Origin of the sequence: Nocardioides sp. OK12, assembly GCF_024341885.1 — a bacterium.
GTDB classification, from domain to species: domain Bacteria; phylum Actinomycetota; class Actinomycetes; order Propionibacteriales; family Nocardioidaceae; genus Nocardioides; species Nocardioides marinisabuli.
Genome location: NZ_BNET01000006.1, coordinates 58269 through 82573, shown reverse-complemented (window position 1 = coordinate 82573; position 24305 = coordinate 58269). Strand labels below are relative to the sequence as shown.

23 protein-coding genes are annotated in these 24305 nt (G+C 73.4%); 20 read left to right on the top strand and 3 right to left on the bottom strand.

Annotated elements, in window-relative coordinates; genetic code table 11:
* Positions 1 to 36 precede the first annotated feature (36 nt).
* From OCU29_RS15775 to OCU29_RS15720, 12 genes are all read left to right on the top strand, one after another.
* Positions 37 to 939, top strand: a complete 903-nt coding sequence (locus OCU29_RS15775) for an ABC transporter substrate-binding protein (RefSeq protein WP_179614745.1) — start codon at positions 37 to 39, stop codon at positions 937 to 939.
* Positions 939 to 1799 carry an amino acid ABC transporter permease gene (locus tag OCU29_RS15770; protein ID WP_261820661.1) on the top strand — a complete coding sequence of 287 codons (861 nt, stop codon included), beginning with the start codon at positions 939 to 941 and terminating at the stop codon, positions 1797 to 1799. Before OCU29_RS15775 ends, OCU29_RS15770 begins: the two co-directional genes overlap by 1 nt.
* A complete protein-coding gene (locus tag OCU29_RS15765; protein ID WP_306799031.1) occupies positions 1796 to 2566 on the top strand; it encodes an amino acid ABC transporter ATP-binding protein in 771 nt (256 codons plus the stop codon). The genes OCU29_RS15770 and OCU29_RS15765 overlap by 4 nt, the downstream gene beginning before the upstream one ends.
* A gap of 84 nt (positions 2567 to 2650) precedes the next feature.
* The gene (locus OCU29_RS15760; protein ID WP_261820660.1) at positions 2651 to 3466 is read left to right on the top strand and encodes a glycerophosphodiester phosphodiesterase family protein; all 816 of its coding nucleotides are present in this window, start codon (positions 2651 to 2653) and stop codon (positions 3464 to 3466) included.
* A 142-nt stretch (positions 3467 to 3608) separates the two neighbouring features.
* Positions 3609 to 4769: a CaiB/BaiF CoA-transferase family protein gene (locus OCU29_RS15755; RefSeq protein WP_261820659.1), complete on the top strand. Its 1161-nt coding sequence runs from the start codon at positions 3609 to 3611 to the stop codon at positions 4767 to 4769.
* Positions 4770 to 4779: 10 nt separating this feature from the next.
* Positions 4780 to 5526, top strand: a complete 747-nt coding sequence (locus OCU29_RS15750; protein ID WP_261820658.1) for a glutamine amidotransferase — start codon at positions 4780 to 4782, stop codon at positions 5524 to 5526.
* 65 nt (positions 5527 to 5591) lie between these two features.
* On the top strand, positions 5592 to 7064 hold the full coding sequence (locus tag OCU29_RS15745) for an NAD(P)/FAD-dependent oxidoreductase (RefSeq protein WP_261820657.1): 1473 nt from the start codon (positions 5592 to 5594) through the stop codon (positions 7062 to 7064).
* 87 nt (positions 7065 to 7151) lie between these two features.
* On the top strand, positions 7152 to 7346 hold the full coding sequence (locus OCU29_RS15740) for a CsbD family protein (protein ID WP_179614739.1): 195 nt from the start codon (positions 7152 to 7154) through the stop codon (positions 7344 to 7346).
* A gap of 233 nt (positions 7347 to 7579) precedes the next feature.
* Entirely contained in the window at positions 7580 to 9052 is a 1473-nt protein-coding gene (locus OCU29_RS15735; protein ID WP_179614738.1) for a DEAD/DEAH box helicase, read from the top strand.
* Between the two features lie 16 nt (positions 9053 to 9068).
* Positions 9069 to 9776 carry a CPBP family intramembrane glutamic endopeptidase gene (locus tag OCU29_RS15730; RefSeq protein WP_179614737.1) on the top strand — a complete coding sequence of 236 codons (708 nt, stop codon included), beginning with the start codon at positions 9069 to 9071 and terminating at the stop codon, positions 9774 to 9776.
* Positions 9777 to 9908: 132 nt separating this feature from the next.
* Positions 9909 to 11327 (top strand): cytochrome ubiquinol oxidase subunit I, encoded by a 1419-nt coding sequence (locus OCU29_RS15725; protein WP_261820656.1) that lies wholly within the window; start codon positions 9909 to 9911, stop codon positions 11325 to 11327.
* Positions 11324 to 12349, top strand: coding sequence for a cytochrome d ubiquinol oxidase subunit II (locus OCU29_RS15720; protein ID WP_261820655.1), 1026 nt, complete (start codon positions 11324 to 11326; stop codon positions 12347 to 12349). Before OCU29_RS15725 ends, OCU29_RS15720 begins: the two co-directional genes overlap by 4 nt.
* Before the next feature lie 37 nt (positions 12350 to 12386).
* Here OCU29_RS15720 and OCU29_RS15715 read toward each other — a convergent pair whose 3' ends face one another.
* A complete protein-coding gene (locus OCU29_RS15715; protein WP_261820654.1) occupies positions 12387 to 13277 on the bottom strand; it encodes an NAD(P)H-binding protein in 891 nt (296 codons plus the stop codon).
* Positions 13278 to 13313: 36 nt separating this feature from the next.
* The gene (locus OCU29_RS15710) at positions 13314 to 14069 is read right to left on the bottom strand and encodes a MerR family transcriptional regulator (RefSeq protein ID WP_261820653.1); all 756 of its coding nucleotides are present in this window, start codon (positions 14067 to 14069) and stop codon (positions 13314 to 13316) included.
* 131 nt (positions 14070 to 14200) lie between these two features.
* Between OCU29_RS15710 and OCU29_RS15705 the strand changes: the two genes are divergently transcribed.
* The 8 genes from OCU29_RS15705 (at position 14201) to OCU29_RS15670 (ending at position 23489) form a co-directional block, all read left to right on the top strand.
* Positions 14201 to 15412, top strand: coding sequence for an acetyl-CoA C-acetyltransferase (locus tag OCU29_RS15705; protein ID WP_261820652.1), 1212 nt, complete (start codon positions 14201 to 14203; stop codon positions 15410 to 15412).
* 66 nt (positions 15413 to 15478) lie between these two features.
* Entirely contained in the window at positions 15479 to 17686 is a 2208-nt protein-coding gene (locus OCU29_RS15700) for a 3-hydroxyacyl-CoA dehydrogenase NAD-binding domain-containing protein (protein ID WP_261820651.1), read from the top strand.
* Positions 17687 to 17806: 120 nt separating this feature from the next.
* Entirely contained in the window at positions 17807 to 18517 is a 711-nt protein-coding gene (locus OCU29_RS15695; RefSeq protein ID WP_261820650.1) for an ABC transporter ATP-binding protein, read from the top strand.
* Positions 18492 to 20006, top strand: a complete 1515-nt coding sequence (locus tag OCU29_RS15690; protein ID WP_261820649.1) for a hypothetical protein — start codon at positions 18492 to 18494, stop codon at positions 20004 to 20006. Before OCU29_RS15695 ends, OCU29_RS15690 begins: the two co-directional genes overlap by 26 nt.
* A gap of 98 nt (positions 20007 to 20104) precedes the next feature.
* The gene (locus OCU29_RS15685) at positions 20105 to 20617 is read left to right on the top strand and encodes a thioesterase family protein (RefSeq protein ID WP_261820648.1); all 513 of its coding nucleotides are present in this window, start codon (positions 20105 to 20107) and stop codon (positions 20615 to 20617) included.
* A gap of 18 nt (positions 20618 to 20635) precedes the next feature.
* Complete coding sequence (locus tag OCU29_RS15680) at positions 20636 to 21730, top strand: phosphotransferase family protein (RefSeq protein ID WP_261820647.1); 1095 nt, start codon at positions 20636 to 20638, stop codon at positions 21728 to 21730.
* A gap of 10 nt (positions 21731 to 21740) precedes the next feature.
* Positions 21741 to 22418, top strand: a complete 678-nt coding sequence (locus OCU29_RS15675) for a histidine phosphatase family protein (protein WP_261820646.1) — start codon at positions 21741 to 21743, stop codon at positions 22416 to 22418.
* Positions 22419 to 22430: 12 nt separating this feature from the next.
* The gene (locus OCU29_RS15670) at positions 22431 to 23489 is read left to right on the top strand and encodes a VanZ family protein (protein ID WP_261820645.1); all 1059 of its coding nucleotides are present in this window, start codon (positions 22431 to 22433) and stop codon (positions 23487 to 23489) included.
* Here the strand turns inward: OCU29_RS15670 and OCU29_RS15665 are convergent.
* Positions 23473 to 24231 (bottom strand): SDR family oxidoreductase, encoded by a 759-nt coding sequence (locus OCU29_RS15665; protein ID WP_179614725.1) that lies wholly within the window; start codon positions 24229 to 24231, stop codon positions 23473 to 23475. The genes OCU29_RS15670 and OCU29_RS15665 overlap by 17 nt on opposite strands.
* Positions 24232 to 24305: the final 74 nt, after the last annotated feature.

Genomic DNA, 24305 nt, shown 5'->3' with positions numbered 1-24305 from the left:
CGAGTTGCAAGCCCCGGTTCGTCCTACGATTCCCCCATGCTGCGCCGGTCTGCGGTCGTCCCCGCCCTCGCCTCCCTGCCCCTGCTGCTCGGTGCGGTCGCCTGCGCGCCCGCCGACGAGGAGCCCACCGCGACCGACCCGGGCGCCTCGGCCTCGCCCGACGAGGACGCCGCCGACGTCGACCCGGCCGGCTGCGTCACCGACGACATGCTGCTCGAGGACGGCACCCTCACCGTCGGCACCGACAGCCCGGCGTACGAGCCGTGGTTCGCCGACAACGACCCGACCAACGGCGAGGGCTACGAGTCGGCGGTGGCGTACGCCGTCGCGGAGCGCCTGGGCTTCTCCGAGGACGAGGTCACCTGGGTGCGGGTGCCCTTCAACACCTCCTACGCGCCGGGCGCCAAGGACTTCGACTTCGACATCAACCAGATCTCGATCACCCCGAAGCGCGCCGAGGTCGTCGACTTCTCGCAGGGCTACTACCAGGCCGCGCAGGCCGTGGTGGCGCTCGAGGGCACCGCCGGCGCCGAGGCCACCAGCCTCGAGGACCTCGCCGACCTGCGCCTGGGCGCCCAGACCGGCACCACCTCGCTCACCGCGATCCGCGACGTCATCCAGCCCGAGGTCGACCCGGCGGTCTTCGAGGACACCAACTCCGCCAAGCAGGCGCTGGCCAACGACCAGGTCGACGCGGTGCTGGCCGACCTGCCGACCGCCTTCTACATCTCCGCCGTCGAGATCCCCGGCAGCACCATCGTGGGCCAGTTCCAGCCCGAGAGCGGGGAGCAGGAGGAGTTCGGGATGCTCTTCGAGAAGGGCAACCCGCTGGTGACCTGTGTCGACGCCGCGCTCGCGGCCATGGAGGCCGACGGCGAGCTCGCCGACATCGAGCAGGAGTGGCTCTCCGACGTCGTCGGCGTGCCCGAGCTGCAGTAGTGCCGACCGGCTCCGGGGCCTGGCACCCCAGCGAGCGCGAGCTCGCCCGGCGCGCCGAGCGCCGTCGCCTGCGGGTGCGTCGCACGGGCACCGCCGGCCTGTCCACCGTCCTGGTCTTCGCGCTCCTCGGCCTCGCCCTGGTGCTCTCGCCGGGCTGGGAGCGGGTGCAGGAGACGTTCTTCTCCTGGTCCGACGCCCGGGACTCGTTCCCGCTGGTGGTCGAGGCCTTCTGGCTCAACGTGCGGATCTTCCTGGTCGCCGAGCCGGCCATCCTCGTGCTGGCGCTGCTGGTGGCGATCATGCGCGGCACCCGCTCGGCGTGGCTCGCGCCGGCACGCATCGTGGCGGTCGCGTTCACCGACGTGATGCGGGGCATCCCCACCCTGCTGCTGGTGGTGCTGCTCGGCTACGGCGTGCCGGCCCTGGAGCTGCAGGGCGTCACCAACGACCGGCTGGTGTGGGCGACGGTCGCGCTGATCCTGTCGTACTCCGCCTACGTCGCCGAGGTCTTCCGCGCCGGCATCGAGTCCATCCACCCCTCCCAGATCGCCAGCGCCCGGGCGCTGGGGCTGGGCCCGGTGCGCACCCTGCGCCACGTGGTGGTGCCGCAGGCGGTGCGTCGCGTCGTGCCGCCGCTGCTCAACGACTTCATCTCGCTGCAGAAGGACACTGCCCTGGTCTCGCTGGTCGGCGCCTTCGACGGCGTCTTCGCCGCACGCGACTACAGCGCCTACAACTTCAACTACACCTCGCTGGTCGTCGTCTCGGTGCTCTTCATCGCCCTGACCGTGCCGCTGGCCCGCTTCACCGACTGGCTGCAGCGCCGGGTCGCCGAGCGCGAGCGGGCGGGGGTCCTGTGAGCGCGCCGCTGATCGAGGTCACCGGCCTGCGCAAGGCGTACGGCGACCGGGTCGTCCTCGACGACGTCGACCTGCGCGTCGAGCCCGGCGACGTGGTGTGCCTGATTGGCTCGTCCGGCTCGGGCAAGTCGACGCTGCTGCGCTGCCTCAACCTGCTCGAGGAGATCGACGACGGGGTCATCACCTTCGAGGGCCGCGAGATCTCCGACCCGCGGGTCGACCCGCTGCAGGTGCGGCGCCGGATGGGAATGGTCTTCCAGGCCTACAACCTCTTCCCGCACCTGACGGTCCTCGAGAACTGCACGCTCGCCCCGCGCCACGCCCACGGCCTGGGCCGTCGAGCCGCCCGCGAGCGGGCCCGCGAGCTGCTCGACCGCTTCGGCCTGGCCGAGCACGCCGACAAGCACCCCGACCGGCTCTCCGGCGGTCAGCAGCAGCGCGCCGCCGTCGTACGCGCCCTGTGCACGCAGCCGACGCTGCTGCTGCTCGACGAGGTCACCGCCGCGCTCGACCCCGAGCTGGTCGGCGACGTGCTGGGCATCGTGCGCGACCTCGCGGCCGCCGGCACCACCATGGTGCTGGCCACCCACGAGATGGCCTTCGCGCGCGACGTCGCCACCAAGGTCGCCTTCCTCGACGGCGGGCGCATCCTCGAGCTGGGCCCCCCGCAGCAGGTCTTCGCGGCGCCCCGCGAGGAACGCACGCGCGCTTTCCTGCGCCGAGTCCTCGATCCTGGGACAAAGGGTCCGGGTACGGCGATCGGCTGACGCCGCGCCCTCGGGGCTGGTGGGATCGGACGGCGCCCTCTCGGGCGCCGTGACGAAGGGCGTGCGGGGGACATGGGGCGACGGATGGTGCGCGCCCTCGTGGCGCTGGGCGCGGGAGCGGTCCTGGCGGGTGTCCCGGGCGTCCCGGGCGGGGCGGTCGCGGCCGAGCCGGGCGACTACGCGGCGGTCGCGCACCGGGGCGCGCCGACCAGCTCGGTCACCGAGAACACCGTCCCGGCGCTGCGTCGGGCGGTGCGCACCGGCGCCGACGCGGTGGAGCTCGACGTCTCGCTGACCGCCGACGAGCGCTTCCTCCTCATGCACGACGCCACCCTCGACCGCACCACCACCTGCCGCGGGCCGGTCGTCGCCCGACCGCTGGCGTGGCTGCGCTCGCACTGCCGGGGCGGGCGGGGCGGGGAGCGGCTGCCGTCGCTGGCCGCGGCCCTGCGCTACCTCGCGGGCACCGACATCAAGCTGGTCCTGGAGATCAAGCGGTACCCCGACGCGGAGTGGAGCGCCGAGTCCCTGACCCGGGTCCGCGACGCCGTCGCCCGGGCCGGGATGCTCGAGCGCACCCTGCTGCTGTGCTTCCACGCCCCGACCCTCGAGCTGGCCGAGCAGACGGTGCCGGAGGTCGAGACCCAGTGGGTGGTCACGTCCTGGAAGACGCAGGTGCTGCAGGCGCGCCGCGACCCGACCGAGTGGGTCGACGGCGTCAACGTGTGGACCCGTCAGCTGACCCGCCACCGGGTGCAGGCGCTGCGCGAGGCCGGGCTGCTGGTGCTCGGTCGCCACACCGAGTCGCGCCGCGACTGGGCGCGGCTGCGCCGCTACGGCGTCGACGGCGTGATGACCGACGACGTCCCCGGCTACCTGGCCTGGGCCCGCCGGCGCTGAGCCGGCCCGCGGGAGTTTCATCGGGCACCCGATGGAGCTCTCGCCGGGACCATGAAGGTTCATCGTCCCGGCACCAGGTTCATCGGGTACCCGATGAAACTCCCCCTGGCACCGTGACAGCGATGCTGTCAGGATGCCTGCCATGAGCATCGAGCTGGGCAAGGGAACAGGTCCGCTGGCGGGCATCAAGGTCGTCGAGATCGCGGGGATCGGGCCGGGTCCGCACGCCTGCATGATCCTGGCCGACCTCGGCGCCGACGTGATCCGGGTCGAGCGCCCCGGCGGGCAGATGCTCACCGGCGGCAGCCACGACCTGCTCAACCGCGGTCGGCCCAGCGTCGCGCTCGACCTCAAGCAGCCCGAGGCCGTGGCCACGGTGCTCGACCTCGTCGAGGGCGCCGACGTGCTCGTCGAGGGGATGCGACCCGGCGTGCTCGAGCGGCTCGGCCTCGGCCCGGAGCAGTGCCACGAGCGCAACCCCGCGCTGGTGTACGGCCGGATGACCGGCTGGGGCCAGAGCGGACCGCTGGCCACCGCGGCCGGCCACGACATGAACTACATCGCCATCACCGGCGCGCTCCACGGGCTGGGCCAGGACAAGGCCCGCCCGCACTTCCCCGGCAACCTCGTCGGCGACTTCGGCGGCGGGTCGACGTACCTGGTCATCGGCATCCTCGCCGCGCTGCTCGAGGCCAGGGTCTCGGGCCGCGGCCAGGTCGTGGACGCCGCCATCGTCGACGGCACCGCCCACCTCAACGCGATGGGCGCGGCCTTCCTGGCCTCCGGCACGTTCACGGAGGAGCGCGCCGCCAACCTGCTCGACGGCGGCGCCCCGTTCTACGACGTCTACGAGACCTCCGACGGCGAGCACATGAGCGTCGGGGCGCTGGAGCCGCAGTTCTTCGCCGAGCTGGTGCGCCTGCTGGGCGTGGAGGACCGGTGCCCGGGCCAGCTCGAGATGGAGCGCTACCCCGAGATGCGGGCCCTGCTCGCCGAGACCTTCGCCCAGCGCACCCATGCCGAGTGGGTCGAGCTCTTCGAGGGCACCGACGCCTGCGTGGCCGGCATCGTGCCGCTCAGCCGCGCCGTCGACCACCCCCACCTCAGCGCCCGCGAGACGTTCGTGACCAAGGACGGCATCGTCCAGCCGCAGCCGGCGCCCCGCTTCTCGCGCACCCCCGCGACCCTCGACCTGCCCCCGGCGCCGCGGGCCGGCGCGCACACCCGCGAGGCACTGGCCGCCTGGGGCGTCGCCGACGTCGAGGGGCTGCTCGAGCGCGGGGTGGCGGTGCAGGCCGACTAGTCTGCGGGGCGTGCGGCCCTTCCTCTTCCTCGGCACGCGCGCGGAGGACGACGCCGCCGACGGCGAGTACGACGCCCTGCTGCGCTGCGCCGGTCTCGACGAGCGCGACCTGCGCCGGGTGCGGCTCGAGCGGGCCCCGCTCGACGAGGCGCTGGGCGGCCCCGTCGACCCGGCCGACTGGTCGGGCATCGTCCTGGGCGGCAGCCCGTTCAACCTCTCCGACCCGGCCGAGGCCAAGAGCGCGACCCAGCACCGGGTCGAGGCCGAGCTGCGCTCGCTCGCGCTGCGCGTGATCGGCGCCGACTCGCCGTTCCTGGGGGCCTGCTACGGCATCGGCACCCTCGGCTCGCTGCGCGGCGGGCTGGTCGACCGCACGTACGGCGAGGCGGTGGGCGCGGTCGACGTGCACCTGAGCGAGGCGGGGGTGGCCGACCCGCTGCTCGGGGTGCTGCCGCAGCGCTTCGACGCGTTCGTGGGGCACAAGGAGGCCGTCACCCGGCTGCCCGAGGGGGCGGTGCGGCTGGCCGGGTCGGCGACCTGCCCGGTGCAGGCCTTCCGGATCGGGCGGCACGTCTACGCCACCCAGTTCCACCCCGAGCTCGACGTCGAGGGCCTGGTGCACCGCCTGACGATCTACCGCGACCACGGCTACACCGCGCCCGGCGGGCTCGACGACGCGCTGGCCGCGGCCCGGGCGGCGAAGGTCAGCGAGCCGCCGCGCCTGCTGGCCCGCTTCGTCGAGCTGTACGCCCGCTGACCGCGCGCACGTCCTCTTGCTGAACATCTGTCAATAAGGCTCGATCTCGACTACCGTGCTCCTCCATGAGCACTCCCGAGCCCACCCCTGCCCCCGAGACCCAGGTCGAGCACGTCGACGTCCTCGTCGTCGGGGCCGGCCTGTCCGGCATCGGTGCGGCCGCGCAGGTCCTCTCCCGCGTCCCCGGCACCAGCGTCGCGGTGCTCGAGGGCCGCAGCGCCAGCGGCGGCACCTGGGACCTGTTCCGCTACCCCGGCATCCGCTCCGACTCCGACATGTTCACCTTCGGCTACCACTGGCGCCCCTGGCCCAGCGACACCGCGCTGGCCGACGGCGGGCTGATCCTCGACTACCTGCGCACCGTGGCGCAGGAGTACGACGTCGAGCCGCGCATCCGCTACGACCACTGGGTCAGCGCGGCCTCGTGGAGCAGCGACGAGCGCCGCTGGACGGTCACCTACGAGCACGACGGGCGCGAGCAGCAGATCACCTGCTCGCTGCTGTGGGGCGCCTCGGGCTACTACGACTACGACGAGGGCCACGCGCCCGAGTTCCCCGGCGTCGAGGCCTTCGGCGGCGAGGTCGTGCACCCGCAGTTCTGGCCCGAGGACATGGACTACTCGGGCAAGAAGGTCGTGGTCATCGGCTCCGGCGCCACCGCCATCACCCTGGTGCCCGCGATGGCCGGCACCGCCGAGCACGTCACGATGCTGCAGCGCTCGCCGTCGTACGTGCTGACCCGCCCGGGCACCGACCCGGTGGCCCAGAAGCTGTCGCGGCTGCCGGCCTCGGTCAAGCAGCCCGTCGTGCGGTGGAAGAACATCCTCGAGGCCGTCGTGTCCTACCAGCTCTTCCAGCGCAAGCCCGAGTGGGGCAAGAAGCTGATCCGCGACCAGACGGTCAAGCAGCTGCCCGACGGCTTCGACGTCGACACGCACTTCCGCCCGGCGTACAACCCGTGGGACCAGCGGTTGTGCTTCGTGCCCGACGGCGACCTGTTCCGGTCGATCCGCAAGGGCCAGGCCTCGGTGGTCACCGACACCATCGAGACCTTCACCGAGACCGGCATCCGCCTCTCCTCGGGCGCCGAGCTCGAGGCCGACGTGGTGGTCACCGCGACGGGGCTCAAGCTCAAGGCCTTCGGCGGCATCCGCTTCACCGTCGACGGCGCCGAGGTCAAGATGCACGAGACCATGGCCTACAAGTCGCTGATGCTCTCGGGCATCCCGAACTTCGTCTACACGATCGGCTACACCAACGCCTCCTGGACCCTCAAGGCCGACCTGGTCGCCGACTTCGCGGTGCGGGTGCTCGAGGAGATGCGCGAGCACGGGCACTCCATGTTCGTCGTCGACCGCGACCCCACCGTCGCCGAGCGGCCCTTCATGGACTTCCAGTCGGGGTACGTCGTGCGCGCCCTCGACCAGCTGCCCCGCCAGGGCGACCGCGCGCCGTGGATGCTCAAGCAGAACTACCTCACCGACCTGCGCACCATCCGCCACGACAGGATCGACGACGGGGTGCTGCAGTTCCGGTGAGGCACCGCCGCAACCGCGGGGGTGAGCAGGCGGCCCCCGGCGCCTGGTTCATTGGTGGCACGTCCACTGCTACCAGGAGGTAACACCATGGGTATCGCTGACAAGGCGTCGAACAAGGCCGAGGACCTCAAGGGTCAGGGCAAGGAGGGCGTCGGCAAGGCGACCAACGACCACGAGCTCGAGGGCGAGGGCAAGGGCGACCAGGCCTCGGCCTCGGTCAAGGACGGCGTCGAGAAGCTCAAGGACGCCGGCAAGGACATCAAGGACGGCTTCACCAAGTAGCCGGCGGCCCGGTCGCCGCGTCCGCGCCGCCGCGCAGCGGTAGTGGCGCGGAACACGGCGCGACGAGTAGGTCGTCCCGGGCTGCTCCCCTATGCTGGGGAGCAGCCCGTCCAGTCTTGCCTCGGGCCCCCCGCGCGCCTCGGCGCTGCGTCCCTCTCCTGCGAGAGGCTGCTGTGAGTCTCATCGAGCGCAGCACGTTCTGGCGAGACACGCCAACAGTGAGTAGTGCCAACGTGTCTTCACCCTCCTTCGCCGATCTCGGCGTCCCCACCGACCTGACCCGCGTGCTCGACGCCGCGGGGATCACCAGCCCCACCCCGATCCAGGCAGCCACGCTGCCCGACTCCCTGGCCGGACGCGACGTCCTGGGCCGGGGCCGTACCGGCTCGGGCAAGACCTACGCCTTCCTGCTGCCGCTCGTGGCCCGCCTGGCCGCCTCCGGCCGCACCGCCCGTGCCGGCCGCCCGCGCTCGCTCGTGCTGGCCCCGACCCGCGAGTTGGTCGCCCAGATCCAGGAGTCCCTGGCCCCGCTGGCCAAGGTGCACGGCTTCACCATGCAGACCGTCTTCGGCGGTGTGGGCCAGGGCCCGCAGGTCGCCGGCCTCAAGCGCGGCGCCGACATCGTGCTGGCCTGCCCCGGTCGCCTCGAGGACCTCATCAAGCAGGGCCACTGCCGCCTCGACGACATCGAGGTCACGATCCTGGACGAGGCCGACCACATGGCCGACCTCGGCTTCCTGCCCGCCGTGCGCCGCCTGCTCGACGCCACGCCGCGCGAGGGCCAGCGCCTGCTCTTCTCGGCCACCCTCGACAACGCGATCGACGTGCTGGTCAAGCGCTACCTGAGCCAGCCGGTGACCCACCAGGCCGACTCGGCGCAGTCGCCGGTCGTCAAGATGGACCACCACGTGCTGCGCCTGCCGCGCGAGCACCGGGTGCCGGTGCTGGTCGACCTGACCAGCGCCCCCGGCCGCACGGTCGTCTTCACCCGCACCAAGCACGGCGCCAAGGCGCTGGCGCGCCAGCTCAACAAGAGCGGTGTGCCGTCGGTCGAGCTGCACGGCAACCTGAGCCAGAACGCGCGTACCCGCAACATGGACGCCTTCCACTCGGGCAAGGCCACCACCCTGGTCGCCACCGACATCGCCGCGCGCGGCATCCACGTCGACGACGTCTCGCTCGTCGTGCACGCCGACCCGCCGGCCGAGCACAAGGCCTACCTGCACCGCTCGGGCCGCACCGCCCGCGCCGGTGCCGCCGGCACCGTCATCACCCTGATGACCCCCGAGCAGGAGCGCGACGTGCGCGACCTGACCCGGGCCGCCGGCATCAAGCCGACCATCACCCGCGTCGACGCCCTCGGCCACCCGGTCCTCTCCCAGCTCGCCCCCGGCGAGCGGGTGCTGGTGCCGGGCGGCATCGTCGTCGAGGCCCCGCGCCCGGCCACCGGCTCCACCGGTGGCGGCGGCTCGACCGGCGGGGGTGGCGGCCGCAACCGCAACCGTCGTCGCTCGGGCGGCGGCCAGGGCGGCGGCCAGGGTGGCGGCCGTGGCCCGCAGGGCGGCGGCCAGCGCCAGGGCGGCAAGCCCGGCTCCAAGCCCGCCGCCAAGCAGGGTGCCAAGCCCGGCGCCCGTCGCGGCGGTCAGGGCCGACCCTCCGGGGCCGGCTCGCACAACGCAGCCAGCTTCAGCGCAGGGGTGCGCTGAACCACCTGACGAGAGGATGAGCCCGGTGCGCGAGTTCGTACGCCGCAGCCTGTGGGAGATGGTGCCGCGCGACCAGCGCCAGACCCCTGCAGCGCTGCGCCGCCGCCAGCTCGTGACCATCGGGTTCGTCCTCGTCGGGGCGGTCGTCCTCGGCTTCACGCTGCGCACCGACCCGGGCAGCCAGGCCTTCTACCTGCTGACCCTGGTGCTCGCGGCGGTGTGGACCGTCGGCGCCTTCGCCTCCGGCCCGCTGCACCTGGGCCGGATCGCGCGCGGCGAGGGGCTGCGGCGACCGGTGCTCTCGCCGATCCTGCTCGGCGCCATCCTCGTCGGCGTCTTCGTCGTGGGGGCCCTGGTGATCCGCGAGATCCCGTTCGCCGACCCGCTGGTGAGCCAGATCCGCTCGGTGCTGCGCTACACCCAGGAGACGCCGATCGCGCTCCTGGTGGTCGTCACCGCGCTCAACGGCATCGCCGAGGAGCTGTTCTTCCGCGGCGCGGCGTACGCCGCCGTCACGCGCCACCCGGTCAGCGTGACCTCGGTGGCCTACACGGTGGCGACCCTGGCCACCGGCAACGTGATGCTCGGCTTCGCCGCGGTGCTGCTGGGGGTCGTGGTCGGCCTGCAGCGCCGCGCCTCGGGCGGCATCCTGGCGCCGATCCTGACGCACCTGACCTGGTCGCTGTCGATGCTCTTCCTGCTGCCGCTGATCTTCCTGTCCTGACCCCGGCCGACCCTGCCGAGCGGTCACTTGTGAACCACCGAGCAGTCACCTCTGCACCGGTGGGCGTCAGGACTTCGTGAATCGCTTCACAAAGTCTGGGTGCGGCGGTCGCTTCGTCGTACGGTCGGTGACGTGGACCTCCTCACCGGACTGACCACCCTCGCGGCCGACGTCCCCGACCCGGCTGGTCTCCTGCCCGCGCGCCAGCAGATGGCCCTCTCGTTGGGCTGGCACATCGTGCTGGCCTGCTTCGGCGTCGCGTTCCCCACCATGATCCTGGTGATGCACTGGCGCGGGGTCTACCGCGACGACCCGCTCGCGCTCGTGCTCGCCCGGCGCTGGGCCAAGGTCTCCGCGGTGCTCTTCGCGATCGGTGCGGTCTCCGGCACCGTCCTGAGCTTCGAGATGGGCCTGCTGTGGCCCGGACTGATGGGCCGCTTCGGAGACGTGCTGGGGCTGCCGTTCGCCTTCGAGGGGGTCGCCTTCTTCCTCGAGGCGATCTTCCTGGGCATCTACCTCTACGGCTGGGGACGGATCCCCCCGCGCCGGCACCTGCTGATGCTGGTGCCGATGGCCCTGACCGGCATCGCCGGCACCTTCAGCGTGCTGGCGGTGAACGGGTGGATGAACAACCCGACAGGCTTCCGCATCGTCGACGGCGAGGTCACCGACGTCGACCCGTGGGCCGCGATGTTCAACAGCGGCGTGCTGTGGCAGTTCCTGCACATGTGGGTGGCTGCGTTCATGGTCGCCGGCTTCTCGGTCGCCGCGGTGTACGCCGCTGGCATGCTGCGGGGCCGGCGCGACCGGCACCACCGGCTCGGTTTCACGGTGCCCTTCGCCTTCGCCTCGGTGGCGGCGCTCCTGCAGCCGGCCATCGGGCACCTGCTCGGCTCGCGCCTGGCCGACACGCAGCCCGCCAAGCTGGCCGCCTTCGAGCTCGCCACGGAGACCGAGAGCCCCTCGCCGTTGCGGCTCGGCGGGTTGCTGGTCGACGGGGAGGCACGCTGGTCGATCGACATCCCCTACCTGGGCTCCCTGATCGCGCGGAACTCGCTGACGGCCCCGGTCCAGGGTCTCGACACCATCCCGCTCGACGAGCAGCCCCCGGTCAACATCACGCACCTGGCCTTCCAGTCGATGGTCGGCATCGGCACCGCGCTGGCGCTGCTCGCGCTGGTCTACTGGGTCGCGCGTTGGCGCGGGCACGACCTCCTGTGCTCGGAGACGCGTGGCGGCACCTGGCTCCTGCGGGCCGCGGTGGCGGCCGGGCCGTTGGCCGTGGTGGCGCTCGAGGCCGGGTGGATCGCCACCGAGGTGGGCCGCCAGCCGTGGGTGGTCTACGGGGTGATGCGCACGACCGAGGCCGCGGGCAACGCCTCCACCGCGCTGTGGTGGGTGCTGGGCGCCTCCGCGGTCCTGTACGCCGCGATGACGATCGGCGCGGTGCTGGTGCTGCGCTCGATGGCCCGCCGCTGGCGCGAGGGCGACGAGAGCCTGCCGAGCCCCTACGGTCCCGAGCTGGAGCCTGCGGAGGAGCTGCGCCGATGAGCCTCGAGATCGCGGTCGCCGCGGCCCTGTTCACCGGGGTGGTCGCCTACTCCGTGCTGGGCGGGGCCGACTTCGGCTCCGGCTTCTACGACCTCACGGCGGGCGGGACCCGGCGAGGCGCCGAGCTGCGCCGCCAGGTCGACCACAGCATCGGCCCGGTCTGGGAGGCCAACCACGTCTGGCTGATCTTCGTGCTCGTCGTGTGGTGGACCGGCTTCCCCTCGACCTTCGCCGCGGTGGCGACCACGCTGGCGGTCCCGTTGGTCCTGGCCCTGGTCGGCATCGTGCTGCGCGGCTCGGCGTTCGCCTTCCGCAAGTACGCCGCCACGGTGGCCCAGGCCCGGTTCTTCGGCGTGGTCTTCGCCGTCTCGTCCGTGGTCACGCCGTTCTTCCTCGGCACCGTCGCCGGGGCGATCGCCTCGGGTCGGGTGCCGACGGCCGGCGAGGGCGACCCGTGGGCGTCCTGGACGGGCACGACGTCACTGGTCGGCGGGGTCGTGGCGGTCGGCACCTGCGCCTTCCTCGCCGGGGTCTTCCTGGTCACCGACGCGGCCCGGGCCGGGAAGGCCGGGCTCACGGCTGCGCTGCGCCGGCGGGTGCTTGTCGTGGGCCTGCTCACCGGAGCGGTGGTGCTGGCGGCCCTGGTGCCGCTCCACGACGACGCCCCCACGCTGTGGGCCGGGCTCACGGGGCGTGCGCTGCCCCTGGTGCTGCTCTCGTTCGTCGCCGGCCTCACCACCGTGGTCCTCGTCGCCGTACGCCGCTTCGGCCCCGCCCGGTGGAGCGCTGTGCTGGCCGTGGCGTCGGTGGTCAGCGGCTGGGGCGTGGCGCAGTACCCCTGGTTGCTGGTCGACGAGGTCACCCTCGCGCAGGCCGCAGGCGCACCCGCGACCCTGCAGGGGCTGCTGGTCGTGGTCGGTCTCGCGGCGGTGCTGGTGCTGCCCGCGCTGGGCTACCTGCTCTGGCTGACCCAGACCGAGGCCTGGAGCGGAGCGCCGGGAGCGCGCGAGGTGCACAAGTGACCTCTCGAGGGTTCACAAGTGACCGCTCGGCCGGTCGTCAGCGCTCGCCCTCCTCCAGGGCGCGGCGCACGGCCTCGGCGTAGGTGAGCGGCTCGCCGGGCACCAGGTCGCGGATCGCGTAGTCGGTCTGCAGCACCTCGGTGCCCATCGAGTCGATGAGGTTGCCGGCGGTGGTGGCGTTGACGCCGGTGATCAGCTTGATCCACCACGAGGAGAGCAGCGGGGTGCCGACGGGCAGCTGGAGCACCGGCACCCGGCGCCCGAGCATCACCTCGCCCGCCTCCTGCATCATCCCGACGTAGGAGAGCTGGTCGGCCCCGCCGATCTCGAGCACCCGGCCGTAGGCCTCCTCGAGGCCGGTGACGCCGACGATGTAGCGGATCACGTCGTGCAGCGCGATCGGCTGGGTGAGGGTGGCCGCCCACTTGGGCACCACCATGGCCGGCAGGTTCTTGACGAGCTTGCGGGTCATCTCCCACGAGATGCCGCCGGCGCCCACCACGATCGCGGCGCGCAGCACCGTGACCGGTACGTCGGAGCCGGCCAGCAGGGACTCGACCTCGCGGCGCGAGCGCAGGTGCGGGGAGAGCTGCGTGCCCTCCTTGCCCAGCCCGCCGAGGTAGACGATCTGGCGCACCCCGTTCGCGGCGGCGGCCAGGGCGAAGGCCTTCGCGGCCTCGGCGTCCTTGCGCTCGAAGTCGTTGTCGTCGAGGGAGTGCACCAGGTAGATCGCCACGTCGACGCCGGCGAGGGGCTCGGCCAGCGAGCCCGGGTCGTCGACGTCGCCGAAGACGGCCTCGCCCTCGCCCCGGTAGGTGTCGGGGTGCCGTGTCATCGCCTTGACCTCGTGACCGGCCTCGAGGAGGGCGGGGACGAGGCGACGACCGACGAAGCCGGTGGCGCCGGTGACCAGGACGGTGGGGCTCATGGCCCCCACCCTAGGGACTGCGCCCCGCCACGGGGGTCACCCAGCGGTGGGTCCCGGCCCCGCCCGCTCGGCCCGGGCCTGGATCTGCTCGCGGCGGGTCTGGTCCATCGCGGCCTCGTACGCCGCCACCAGGCTCGAGATCGACAGCGGCTTGATCCGCTCGACCACCTCGCGCACCGTCTCGGCCGAGGCGCCCGCCTCCTTGTAGGCCGGCCACACCACGGTGCGGAACAGCTCGTTGAGCTCCTCGGCGACCTGGCGCCCGTGCCGGGCGTACACCTCGGCCGCGGCGGTCGCGGCGGCGGTGGGGAAGCCGAGGTCGAGGAGCCCGAGGCCCACGGTCAGCTGGGTGGGCGTCACCTCGAGCCGCTCGTCGTCGCGGCGGCGCACGATGCCCAGCGCGGCCAGCAGCGCCACGTCGTCGTCGGCCAGGCTGCGCCCGGCGCGGGTCTCGAGGTCGTCGTGGCTCATCACCTCGGCGGCCTCGGCCTGCCAGGGCGCGAGCATGGTGCGGTGCAGGGCGATCTGTTCGGGCGTCGCGTCGGCGGGCACCGCGGCGAGGTAGCGCTCGATCGCCGAGAGCGTGAACCCGTGGCCCTGCAGCTCGCGCACGAGCTCGAGCCGCGCCACGTGGTCGTCGCTGTAGTAGCCCGACCGGCCGTGGCGGATCGGGGGCGGCAGCAGCCCCTTGGTGGTGTAGAAGCGCACGTTGCGCACGCTCATCCCGACCCGGGCGGTGAGGTCCTCGAGCGTGAGCAGGTCACCGGTCCCGGACTCCGACGTGGTGCCCATCACACTCCCTCCGACCGAATGGTCGACAACGTTCCTTGACGACACTGACAGTAATAGTGTCACAATCGAGTCAGCACACGCGCCCACGCCTCCCGGCGGGTGCGGCGCACCTTCGAGAACCGAGGACGGTCATGGCAGAAGCATTCGTGTACGACCACATCCGCACGCCGCGCGGCAAGGGCAAGGCGGCGGGCTCGCTGCACGAGGTGAAGGCGATCGACCTCGCCGTCGGGCTGCTCGACGAGCTGCGGACCCGCAACCCCGGGCTCGACCCGCACCGCGTCGACGACGTCGTGCTGGGTGTCGTGACCCCGATGGGCGAGCAGGGCGGCGACATCGCCAAGACCGCGGCGCTGGCCGCCGGCTACCCCGAGACCGTCGCCGGCGTGCAGCTCAACCGCTTCTGCGCCTCCGGCCTCGAGGCCGTCAACCAGGCCGCCGCCCGCATCCGCGGCGGCATGGAGGACCTCATCGTCGCCGGCGGCGTCGAGTCGATGTCCAACGTGCCGATGGGCTCCGACGGCGGCGCCTGGGCGATGGACCCGGCCACCGCGCTCACCACCGGCTTCGTGCCCCAGGGCATCGGCGCCGACCTGATCGCCACCATCGAGGGCTGGAACCGCGACGACGTCGACGCCTACGCCGCCGAGTCCCACCACCGCGCCGCGAAGGCCTGGGCCAACGGCTACTTCGCCGACGCCGTGGTCCCCGTGCGCGACATCAACGGGCTCACGATCCTCGACCACGACGAGACGATCCGCCCCGACACCAGCCCCGAGGGCCTGGCCGGCCTCAAGCCCTCCTTCGCCCAGACCGGGCGCGACGCCGGCTTCGACGACGTGGCGCTGGAGAAGTACCACTGGATCGAGAAGATCGACCACGTCCACCACGCCGGCAACTCCTCGGGCATCGTCGACGGCGCCGCCCTGGTGGCGATCGGCAGCGAGCAGGTCGGTACCGACCTCGGCCTGACCCCGCGGGCGCGCATCGTGTCGATGGCCGTCTCGGGCGCCGACCCCACGATCATGCTGACCGGCCCCGCCCCGGCCGCCCGCAAGGCCCTGGCCAAGGCCGGCCTCGAGGTCGACGACATCGACCTGTTCGAGATCAACGAGGCCTTCGCCGCGGTGGCGATGCGCTTCATGCGCGACATGGGCATCAGCCACGAGATCACCAACGTCAACGGCGGCGCGATCGCGATGGGCCACCCCCTCGGCGCCACCGGCGCGATGATCCTCGGCACCCTCATCGACGAGCTGGCCCGCCGCGACCAGAAGCGCGGCCTCGCCACGCTCTGCGTCGGCGGCGGGATGGGCATCGCCACCATCGTCGAGCTCGTGTGACGCACGGCCGCCGCGGCGCCGTACAGACAAGACTTCCCTGAGACCGAACAGGACACGAACACAGACATGAGCAGCACCGAGACCCAGACGGCAGTCCGCTACGACAAGGACGCCGACGGCATCGTCACCCTGACCCTCGACGACCCGAACCAGTCCGCGAACACCATGAACGACCTCTACCGCTCGTCCATGGACGCAGCGATCGACCGCCTGTACGACGAGCTGGCCGCCGACGGGTCGTCGGTCACCGGCGTCGTGGTGGCCAGCGCCAAGAAGACCTTCTTCGCCGGCGGCGACCTCAAGGGCATGGTCAAGACCGGCCCCGAGGACGCCGCAGCCGTCTTCGAGATGGCCGAGGGCATGAAGGCCGCTCTGCGCCGCCTCGAGAAGCTGCCTCGCCCGGTCGTGGCCGCCATCAACGGCGCCGCGCTCGGCGGCGGCCTCGAGATCACCCTGGCCTGCAACCACCGCATCGTCGTCGACGACCCCAAGGTCGCGCTGGGCCTGCCCGAGGTCACCCTCGGCCTGCTGCCCGGCGGCGGCGGCGTGACCCGTACCGTGCGGATGCTGGGCCTGCAGGACGCGCTGATGGGCGTGCTGCTCGAGGGCAAGCAGTTCAAGCCGGCCCAGGCCAAGGAGGCCGGCCTGGTCGACGAGCTGGTCGCCACCCGCGACGAGCTGGTGCCGGCCGCCAAGGCCTGGATCAAGGCCAACCCCGACGCGCACGCCAATCCCTGGGACGCCCCGGGCTACAAGATGCCCGGCGGCACGCCCCGCTCGCCCGGCCTCGCGGCGTTCCTGCCCGCCTTCCCGGCGCTGCTGCGCAAGCAGACCAAGGGTGCCGTCTACCCGGCCACCCGCGCGATCCTCTCGGCCGCGGTCGAGGGGGCCAGCCGCGACTTCGACACCGCCTCGCGCATCGAGTCGCGCTACCTGACCAACCTGATCGTCAACCAGGGCTCGAAGAACATGATCCAGGCGTTCTTCTTCGACCTGCAGGCGATCGGCGCCGGCAAGCTGCGTCCGCAGGGCGTCGAGCGCTTCCAGGCCACCAAGGTCGGCGTCCTGGGCGCCGGCATGATGGGCGCCGGCATCGCCTACTCCTGCGCCCGCGCCGGCATGCAGGTCGTGCTCAAGGACGTCTCGGCCGAGAACGCCGCCAAGGGCAAGGCCTACTCCGAGAAGCTCAACGCCAAGGCCGTCGAGCGCGGCAAGCTCACCCAGGAGAAGTCCGACGAGCTCCTCGGGCGCATCCACGCCACCGCCGACCCGGCCGACCTGGCCGGCTGCGACCTGGTGATCGAGGCCGTCTTCGAGGACCCGGCGCTCAAGGCCAAGGTCTTCGCCGAGGTGGCCCCGCACGTCAACCCCGACGCGCTGCTGTGCTCCAACACCTCGACGCTGCCGATCTCCGAGCTCGCCGAGGGCGTCGACCGCCCCGCCGACTTCATCGGCCTGCACTTCTTCAGCCCCGTCGACAAGATGCCGCTGGTCGAGATCATCAAGGGCGAGCAGACCTCCGACGAGGCGCTGGCCAAGGCGTACGACGTCGTGCAGCAGATCCGCAAGACCCCGATCGTGGTCAACGACTCGCGCGGCTTCTACACCTCGCGCGTCATCGGCTTCATGGTCAACGAGGGCATGGCGATGCTGGCCGAGGGCGTGGCGCCCTGGACCATCGAGCGGGCCACCACCCAGGCCGGCTACCCGGCCCCGGTGCTGCAGCTCTCCGACGAGCTCAACCTCGAGCTGATGGGCAAGATCGCCAAGGCCACCCGCGAGGCGAACGAGCGCGACGGCGTCGAGGTCGCGGAGCACCCCGGCACCGCCGTGGTCGACCAGATGCTCGAGGCCGGCCGCGCGGGCCGCCTGCGCGGCGCGGGCTTCTACGACTACGACGAGCAGGGCAAGCGCCAGTCCATCTGGGCCGGTCTCTCCGACCTGTTCCCGGTGGCCGAGCAGCAGCCCCCGATCGCCGACTGCCGCGACCGGATGCTCTTCGCCGAGGCGCTCGAGACCGCCAAGTGCTTCGAGGAGGGCGTCATCACCTCCGCGGCGGCCGCGAACATCGGCTCGATCATGGGCATCGGCTTCCCGCCGATGACCGGTGGCGCCGCCCAGTTCATGCAGGGCTACACCCACGTCGACGGCGAGGTGGGCCTCGCGGCCTTCGTGCGCCGCGCCGACGAGCTCGCCGAGGTGTACGGCGACCGGTTCCGGCCCACGGACCGCCTGCGCGAGATGGCCGAGAAGGGCGAGTCCTTCCCCGCCTGACCCACGCCGACCCGGCGCAGATGTCGCGCCGACCCGGCGCAGATGTCGCACCGACCCGGCCCGTCCTGACCGCGCACGCGGCAGGATGGGCCGGGTCGGTGTCGTCGGGAGGAGTCACGCGTGGAGCAGCCCCTGGTCGAGGTGCGCGACCTGCACGTGCGCTTCGGCGAGGTCGAGGCGGTCGCGGGCGTCGACCTGGTCGCCGCGGCCGGCCGGGCGACCGGGCTGCTGGGCCGCAACGGCGCCGGCAAGTCGACCACGATGCGGGTGCTGGCCGGGGTGGTGCCGCCCAGCGCCGGCCGCGTGCTGGTCGCCGGCCACGACGTACGACGCCAGCCCCTGGCCGCCAAGCGGGCGGTGGGCTACTGCCCCGACGTGGGCGGGCTGGTGCCGCGGGCGACCCCCTGGGAGCACCTGCAGCTGGCGGCGCGCCTGCGCGACCTGCCGCGCGGCTGGGAGCCCCGGGCCCGCGACCTGCTCGAGCGCTTCGAGCTCGGCGACGTCGCCCACCGGGTCACCGCCGGCTTCTCCCACGGCATGGGCCGACGGCTCTCGGTGGTGCTGGCGGCGCTGCACGAGCCGCCGGTGCTGCTGCTCGACGAGCCCTTCGACGGGGTCGACCCGGTCGGCGTCGAGGCCACCCTCGAGGTGGTCGCCGACGCCCGCGCCCGCGGCGCGGCGGTGCTGGTCTCCACCCACCTGCGCGAGCTGGCGATCGAGGCCTGCTCGACGGTGCTGGTGCTGCGCGGCGGCGCCCGGGTCGCCGAGCTCAGCGCGGCGCAGATGAGCGGCGAGGAGGGGGCGCGTGCCTACCGCGCGCTGCTGGACTGAGGCACGCCGCGCGGTCGCCGACACCCGCGCGCTGCTGGCCTTCCGGGCCGCCTCCTCGACGCGGCGGCTGCGCTGGGCGCTGGGCGGCTTCGTGCTGGTGAGCCTCGCGGCGGCGGTGCTGCCGGCGACGGTGCCCGGCGCCGGCGACTCCGAGCGTGCCTTCGACGTGCTCCTGCTGCTGCCCACGACCCTGGTCGCGCTGCTGCTGGTCGCCGTCGTCTCGGCGGTCGCCTCGGGGGGCGGGCGCGAGCTGGTCGCCCGCGAGGCCGCGGCGGTCCACCCGATCAGCCCCACCACCGACCACCTCGGCGCGCTGGTGCTGGCACCGCTCAACATCGCGTGGCTCCTGCAGGCCTGGGGCCTGCTCGCCGTGACGGCGTACGCCGTCGGGCCGGAGCGGCTGCTCCCCGCCCAGGTGGGCATGGTGCTGTGGGTGGCCCTGGCCACCGCGGCGGCCCAGGTGGTGGCGTGGTGCGTCGAGGGGGTGCGCCGGCTGTCCCGCGGGGTGGCCGCGGTCCGCGCGGCGACGGCGCTCGTGGTGGCCGTCGCGCTGGGCCTCCAGGTGACCGGGCGGCTCGTCGACGTGCTCGACCGGGTGCCCACGGTGCGCCTGGTCGTGGTGCTGGTCGGCGGTGCCGACCCGGGCTGGGCGCTGACCGTGGCCGTGCTCGCGCTGCTGGTGGTGGCCACGGTCGCCCTGGGCGCGGTCCCGGCCCACCTCGCCGCGCGCCGCCCGCCCCGCGACGAGCTGCGCCTGGAGTCGCAGGTGCACCCCGCCCGGCGCTGGCCGCGCAGCGTCCTGGGGGTGCTGGTGCGCACCGACCGGGCCTCGGTGTGGCGCGCGGTGCCGATGCGCCGCGGGCTGGGGGTGCTGGCGGTCGGGCCGGGGCTGGTCGCGCTGCTCGGCGCGCTCGACTGGGCCCAGCTGCTGGTGCTGCCCGGCCTGGTGGCCTCGGGCGGCGCGCTGCTCTTCGGGGTCAACGCGTGGTGCCTCGACGGCCGCGGCTCGCTGTGGCGCGAGAGCCTGCCGGTCGACCCGGCCCGGGTGTTCTGGGCCCGGGTGCTGGTGCTGGCCGAGTTCCTGCTCGCCGCCTCGGTCGCGACCGTGGTGCTGGGCGGGCTGCGCTCCGGGGTGCCCTCGCCCGCCGAGGCGGCCGCGCTCCTGGGCGCGCTGGTGGTGGTCACCCTGCAGGTGGTGGGGGCGGCGATGCGCTGGTCGCTGCAGCACCCGTACGCCGTCGACCTGCGCTCGGCGCGCGCGACGCCGGCCCCGCCGGTGCGGATGGTGGGCTACTCGGCCCGGCTGGCCCTCACCACCACCCTGACCGGCCTGGTCTTCTCGGCGCTGGCGCGCCTCAACGACCCCGCGCTGGTCCTGCTGCTGGCCGTGCCGCCGGCCTGCTGGTCGGGCCTGCGGCTGGTGCGGGCCTCGCGCCGCTGGGTCGACCCGGTCGGGCGGGCGCGGGTCACGGTGGCCGTCAGCGCGTGACGTTCTGCGCCGGGTGGGCGGGAGATCTGCGCCGGGTGGGCGTGAGATATGGGCCGGGTCGGCGGGGGCGGGGGAGGGGATCAGTAAGGTCTGGGCCTGTGAGCACTCCAGACACCAAGAACGCGCACCCGACCTACGCCGAGCTCGTCGCCCTGCCCGCCTGGGCCGAGCAGCCGGTCCCGGTCGCCTTCGAGGACGCCAACGGCCACCTCAACGTGCGCCACTACACCGGCATCGCCAGCGAGGGCCTCGACTACTCGCTGGTCGAGCTCGGCATCCCGCAGATGTGGCCCGCCGAGGGGCACGCCATCTTCTCCGCCGAGCACCACCTGACCTACCTGGCCGAGCTGCGCACCGGCGACCAGATGTCGGCGCGCGTGCGCCTGCTCGGTCGCTCCGAGCGCGCCGCCCACGCGCTGGTCTACCTGCTCGACGACACCCACGAGCGGGTCAGCTACGTGATGGAGGAGATCTTCCTCCACATCGACATGGAGACCCGCAAGACCGCGCCGTGGCCCGAGGACGTCGCTGCCAACCTCGACCGCCGCATCGCCGAGCACGCCGAGCTGCCCTTCGCCGCCGACGTCTCCGGCTCCATGGCCCTGCGCTGAGCCAGCGATGAGCCAGCGATGAGCCAGGACCAGCAGGAGAACCCCGCCGGCCGGGTCCGCGACGAGGACGCCTTCGACGTCGACGCGCTCGCGGCGTGGCTCGCGCCGCGCACCGGGATCGCCGAGGTCTCCGAGGTCCGCCAGTTCCGCGGCGGCGCCTCCAACCTGACCTACCTGGTGCGACAGCCGCGCCCCGACGGGTCGACGTACGACCTGGTGCTGCGGCGCCCGCCGAGCGGTCGCAAGGCCGCCGGTGCCCACGACATGGGTCGTGAGCACGACATCCAGGCGGCGCTGGCGCCGGTCTTCGACCACGTCGCGCGGATGGTGGGCCACGAGGGCGACGAGTCGGTCCTGGGCTCGGAGTTCTACGTGATGGAGCAGGTGCCGGGCACGATCCTGCGCCAGGACCTGCCCGCGTCGTGGGGCGAGGTCGACCCCGCCTCGGTCGGGCTGCTCTGCGAGCGCGCCCTCGACGTGCTGGTCGAGCTGCACTCCGTCGACGTGGCGCAGGTGCCCGCGCTGGCCGCCCTCGGGCGTGGTGAGGGGTACGTCGAGCGGCAGGTGCGCGGCTGGACCTCGCGCCTGGAGGGCTCGCGCACCGACGACACCGGCGACTGGTCCGACGTGCTGGGCTGGGTCGCCGAGCACCAGCCGGCCGACGTGGCGCAGGTGCTGATCCACAACGACTACCGCTTCGACAACCTGGTCCTCGACGGCGGGCCCGACGACCCGCGGGTCGTCGCGGTCCTCGACTGGGAGCTGGCCACCGTCGGCGACCCGCTGATGGACCTCGGCTCGACGCTGGCCTACTGGGTGCAGGCCGACGACGACGAGATGTTCCAGCTCTTCCGCCGCCAGCCCACCAACGCGCAGGGGATGTGGACCCGCGAGGAGCTCGTGCAGCGCTACTGCGAGCGCACCGGGCGCACCCCCTCGGCCGACGACCTCGCCTTCTACGAGGTCTTCGGGCTGTTCCGGCTCGCGGTCATCGCCCAGCAGATCTGGTACCGCTACGTGCACGGCCAGACCACCAACGAGGCCTACGCCCCGCTGGGCCAGGTCGTGGCCTACCTCGAGCAGCGCTGCCGGCGCCTGCTGGCCGGGCGCTGAGGAGCAGGCGATGGGTGTGGTGCTGCTGGTCCGGCACGGCCAGGCCTCCTTCGGCGCGGACGACTACGACGTGCTCTCGCCCACCGGGTGGGAGCAGGGCCGCACGCTGGGCCGCTGGCTGCGCGAGCGCGGCGTCGCCCCGACCGGGGTGGTGCGCGGCTCGATGCGCCGCCACCGCGAGACCCTGGAGGCGCTCGTCGAGGGCGCCGGCTGGAGCGAGCCCGCAGCGCACGACGAGGACGGCCGCTGGGACGAGTTCGACCACCTCGCGGTGGTCGGCGCCTACCCCGACCTGCCCGAGGGCGAGCTCGACCGGCCGGCCTTCCAGCGGGTCTTCGAGCTGGCCACGCACCGCTGGAGCACCGGCGAGCACGACGGCGACTACGCCGAGACCTACACCGGGTTCCGCGGGCGCACCCGCGCCGCCCTGGGTGCCGTGGTCGAGCAGGCCGGCAGCGGCCGCAGCGTCGTGGTGGTCACCTCCGGCGGGGTCGTCGCCGCGCTGGGCGCGGCGCTGCTGCTCGGCGACGACGCCGACCCGGCGACGTACGCCGCCACCTGGCAGCGCCTCAACACCGTGTGCGCCAACACCTCGGTCACCCGGGTGGTGGTCGGGCGCGGCGGGCCGCGGCTGCTGACCTTCAACGAGCACGAGCACCTCGCGCCCGACCAGCTGACCTACCGCTAGCCGGGGCCGGCGATGTCGACCCAGGCGACGAACGCGCTCATCGCCGTCGGGCTCGGCTCCCTGGTCGCGGTGCTGCTGCTGGTGCCCACCGCGGCGGTCCGCTACCGCCGCGCGGGCCGGCTGCCGCCCGGAGAGCTGCTGGTGCTGCTCGCCGCGGCCGTCTACGGGATCGCGCTGTGGACCTACACGCTGCTGCCGCTGCCCGACCCGGGCGCCTTCACCTGCCGGCCCACCCAGCTCGACCCGCTGACGTCGGTCGGGCGGGTCTCGCTGCCCGGCGACGGGGGAGTGCGCGCGCTGCTGCGCCAGCCGGCGTTCCTGCAGGTCGCCCTCAACGTGCTGCTCTTCGTGCCGTTCGGGTTCTTCGTACGCCGCGTGCTGCGGCGCGGCGTCGTGGTCGCCGGCCTGCTCGGGCTGGCGGCCTCCGCGCTGATCGAGACCACCCAGGGCACCGGCATCTGGGGGCTCTACGACTGCGCCTACCGGCTCCTCGACGTCGACGACCTGCTGCTCAACGCCACCGGCGCGGTGCTGGGCTCGCTGGCCTCGTGGGCGGTGGTGCGGCGCAGCGGCCCGCAGGCGCGGGCGCTGCCCGAGCACGTCACCTGGGGCCGGCGCGTCGTCGGGATGGTCTGCGACGCGGTCTTCGTGGTGGCGGTGGGCGCCGCGGTCGCCATCGGCGTGCGGTTCGTCAACGTCTACGTGCTCGACGTGGGTCCGTGGCGCGACCTGCAGGTGCTGCTGCAGTGGAGCGTGCCGTTCGCGCTGGAGGCGGTGCTGGTGCTCGGCGCCGGGCGCACGGTGGGCGAGTGGGCGGTCTCGCTGCGCACCTCCTCGCGGCACCGCTGGCTGGTGGGGCCGCAGCGGGTGGTCAAGCTCGCGACCGGGCTGGGCCCGGTCTTCGTGCTGGGGCTGGCCGACCTGCCCTGGGGCGGGGCGGCGCTGGCGGCGTACCTGGCGCTGACGCTGGCCGCGACCTGGCCGACCCGCGAGCACCGCGGACTGAGCCACGTGCTCGCGGGCCTGGAGCTCGGGGTGGGGCTCAGGGTCGGCGTCAGAGCAGACGCTTGAGCACGCCCAGCGGGGCGTGCTTCATCACCACCGACAGCGGCGCCCACGGCAGCGCTGGCACGCACGCGGAGTCGGCCCGCTTCTCGATGGCCGCGACCATCGCCCGCACGCCCTTCTCGGTCGAGACCATCAGCGGGGTCTGCTGCGCGACCTGCTCGTTCATCTCCGAGGCGATGTAGCCGGGGTAGAGCACCGTCACGTCGACGCTGCGGCCCAGCTCGGTGCCGTGCAGCTCGGTGCGCAGCCCCTCGGCGAGGAACGCCGCGCCGATCTTGGTGGCGGCGTACGTCGTCATCGACTTCGGCATGCCGCGCATCGCCGACATCGACGAGACCATCACCAGGTGGCCCGAGCGCTGCGCCCGGAAGACCTCCATCGCGGCCTCGGTCTGGGCCAGCGCGCCGAGGAAGTTGGTGGTGGCGGTCTCGCGGTTGGCCGCGGCCTGGCCGGTGCCGAGCGGGGCGCCCTTGCCCAGGCCGGCGTTGACGACGACGCGGTCGAGGCCGCCGAGCTCGGCGCGCAGCTCCTCGAAGACCACCGGCACCTGCTCGGGGTCGGTCACGTCGAGGGTGCGCAGCGCGACCCGGCGCCCGGGGTGGGCCGCGAGGATCTCGGAGCGCAGCTCCTCGAGCCGGTCGGTGCGCCGCGCGCACAGGGCGAGGTCCTCGCCGCGGGCGGCGAGCTGGCGGGCCATCTCGGCGCCGAGCCCGGAGGACGCGCCGGTGATCAGGGTGGTGGTCATGGGGACAGTCTCCCGACCGGCCCGCGCGGGTCACCCCCGAGGTCACGGAACGGCCACCGTTACGAAACCGTTGC

Coding starts and splice junctions, on each gene's coding strand:
- OCU29_RS15775 (WP_179614745.1), top strand. CDS start 37: ATGCTGCGCCGGTCTGCGGTCGTCCCCGCCCTCGCCTCCCTGCCCCTG.
- OCU29_RS15760 (WP_261820660.1), top strand. CDS start 2,651: ATGGTGCGCGCCCTCGTGGCGCTGGGCGCGGGAGCGGTCCTGGCGGGT.
- OCU29_RS15755 (WP_261820659.1), top strand. CDS start 3,609: ATGAGCATCGAGCTGGGCAAGGGAACAGGTCCGCTGGCGGGCATCAAG.
- OCU29_RS15745 (WP_261820657.1), top strand. CDS start 5,592: ATGAGCACTCCCGAGCCCACCCCTGCCCCCGAGACCCAGGTCGAGCAC.
- OCU29_RS15740 (WP_179614739.1), top strand. CDS start 7,152: ATGGGTATCGCTGACAAGGCGTCGAACAAGGCCGAGGACCTCAAGGGT.
- OCU29_RS15730 (WP_179614737.1), top strand. CDS start 9,069: ATGAGCCCGGTGCGCGAGTTCGTACGCCGCAGCCTGTGGGAGATGGTG.
- OCU29_RS15720 (WP_261820655.1), top strand. CDS start 11,324: ATGAGCCTCGAGATCGCGGTCGCCGCGGCCCTGTTCACCGGGGTGGTC.
- OCU29_RS15715 (WP_261820654.1), bottom strand. CDS start 13,277: ATGAGCCCCACCGTCCTGGTCACCGGCGCCACCGGCTTCGTCGGTCGT.
- OCU29_RS15710 (WP_261820653.1), bottom strand. CDS start 14,069: ATGGGCACCACGTCGGAGTCCGGGACCGGTGACCTGCTCACGCTCGAG.
- OCU29_RS15705 (WP_261820652.1), top strand. CDS start 14,201: ATGGCAGAAGCATTCGTGTACGACCACATCCGCACGCCGCGCGGCAAG.
- OCU29_RS15700 (WP_261820651.1), top strand. CDS start 15,479: ATGAGCAGCACCGAGACCCAGACGGCAGTCCGCTACGACAAGGACGCC.
- OCU29_RS15680 (WP_261820647.1), top strand. CDS start 20,636: ATGAGCCAGGACCAGCAGGAGAACCCCGCCGGCCGGGTCCGCGACGAG.
- OCU29_RS15675 (WP_261820646.1), top strand. CDS start 21,741: ATGGGTGTGGTGCTGCTGGTCCGGCACGGCCAGGCCTCCTTCGGCGCG.
- OCU29_RS15670 (WP_261820645.1), top strand. CDS start 22,431: ATGTCGACCCAGGCGACGAACGCGCTCATCGCCGTCGGGCTCGGCTCC.
- OCU29_RS15665 (WP_179614725.1), bottom strand. CDS start 24,231: ATGACCACCACCCTGATCACCGGCGCGTCCTCCGGGCTCGGCGCCGAG.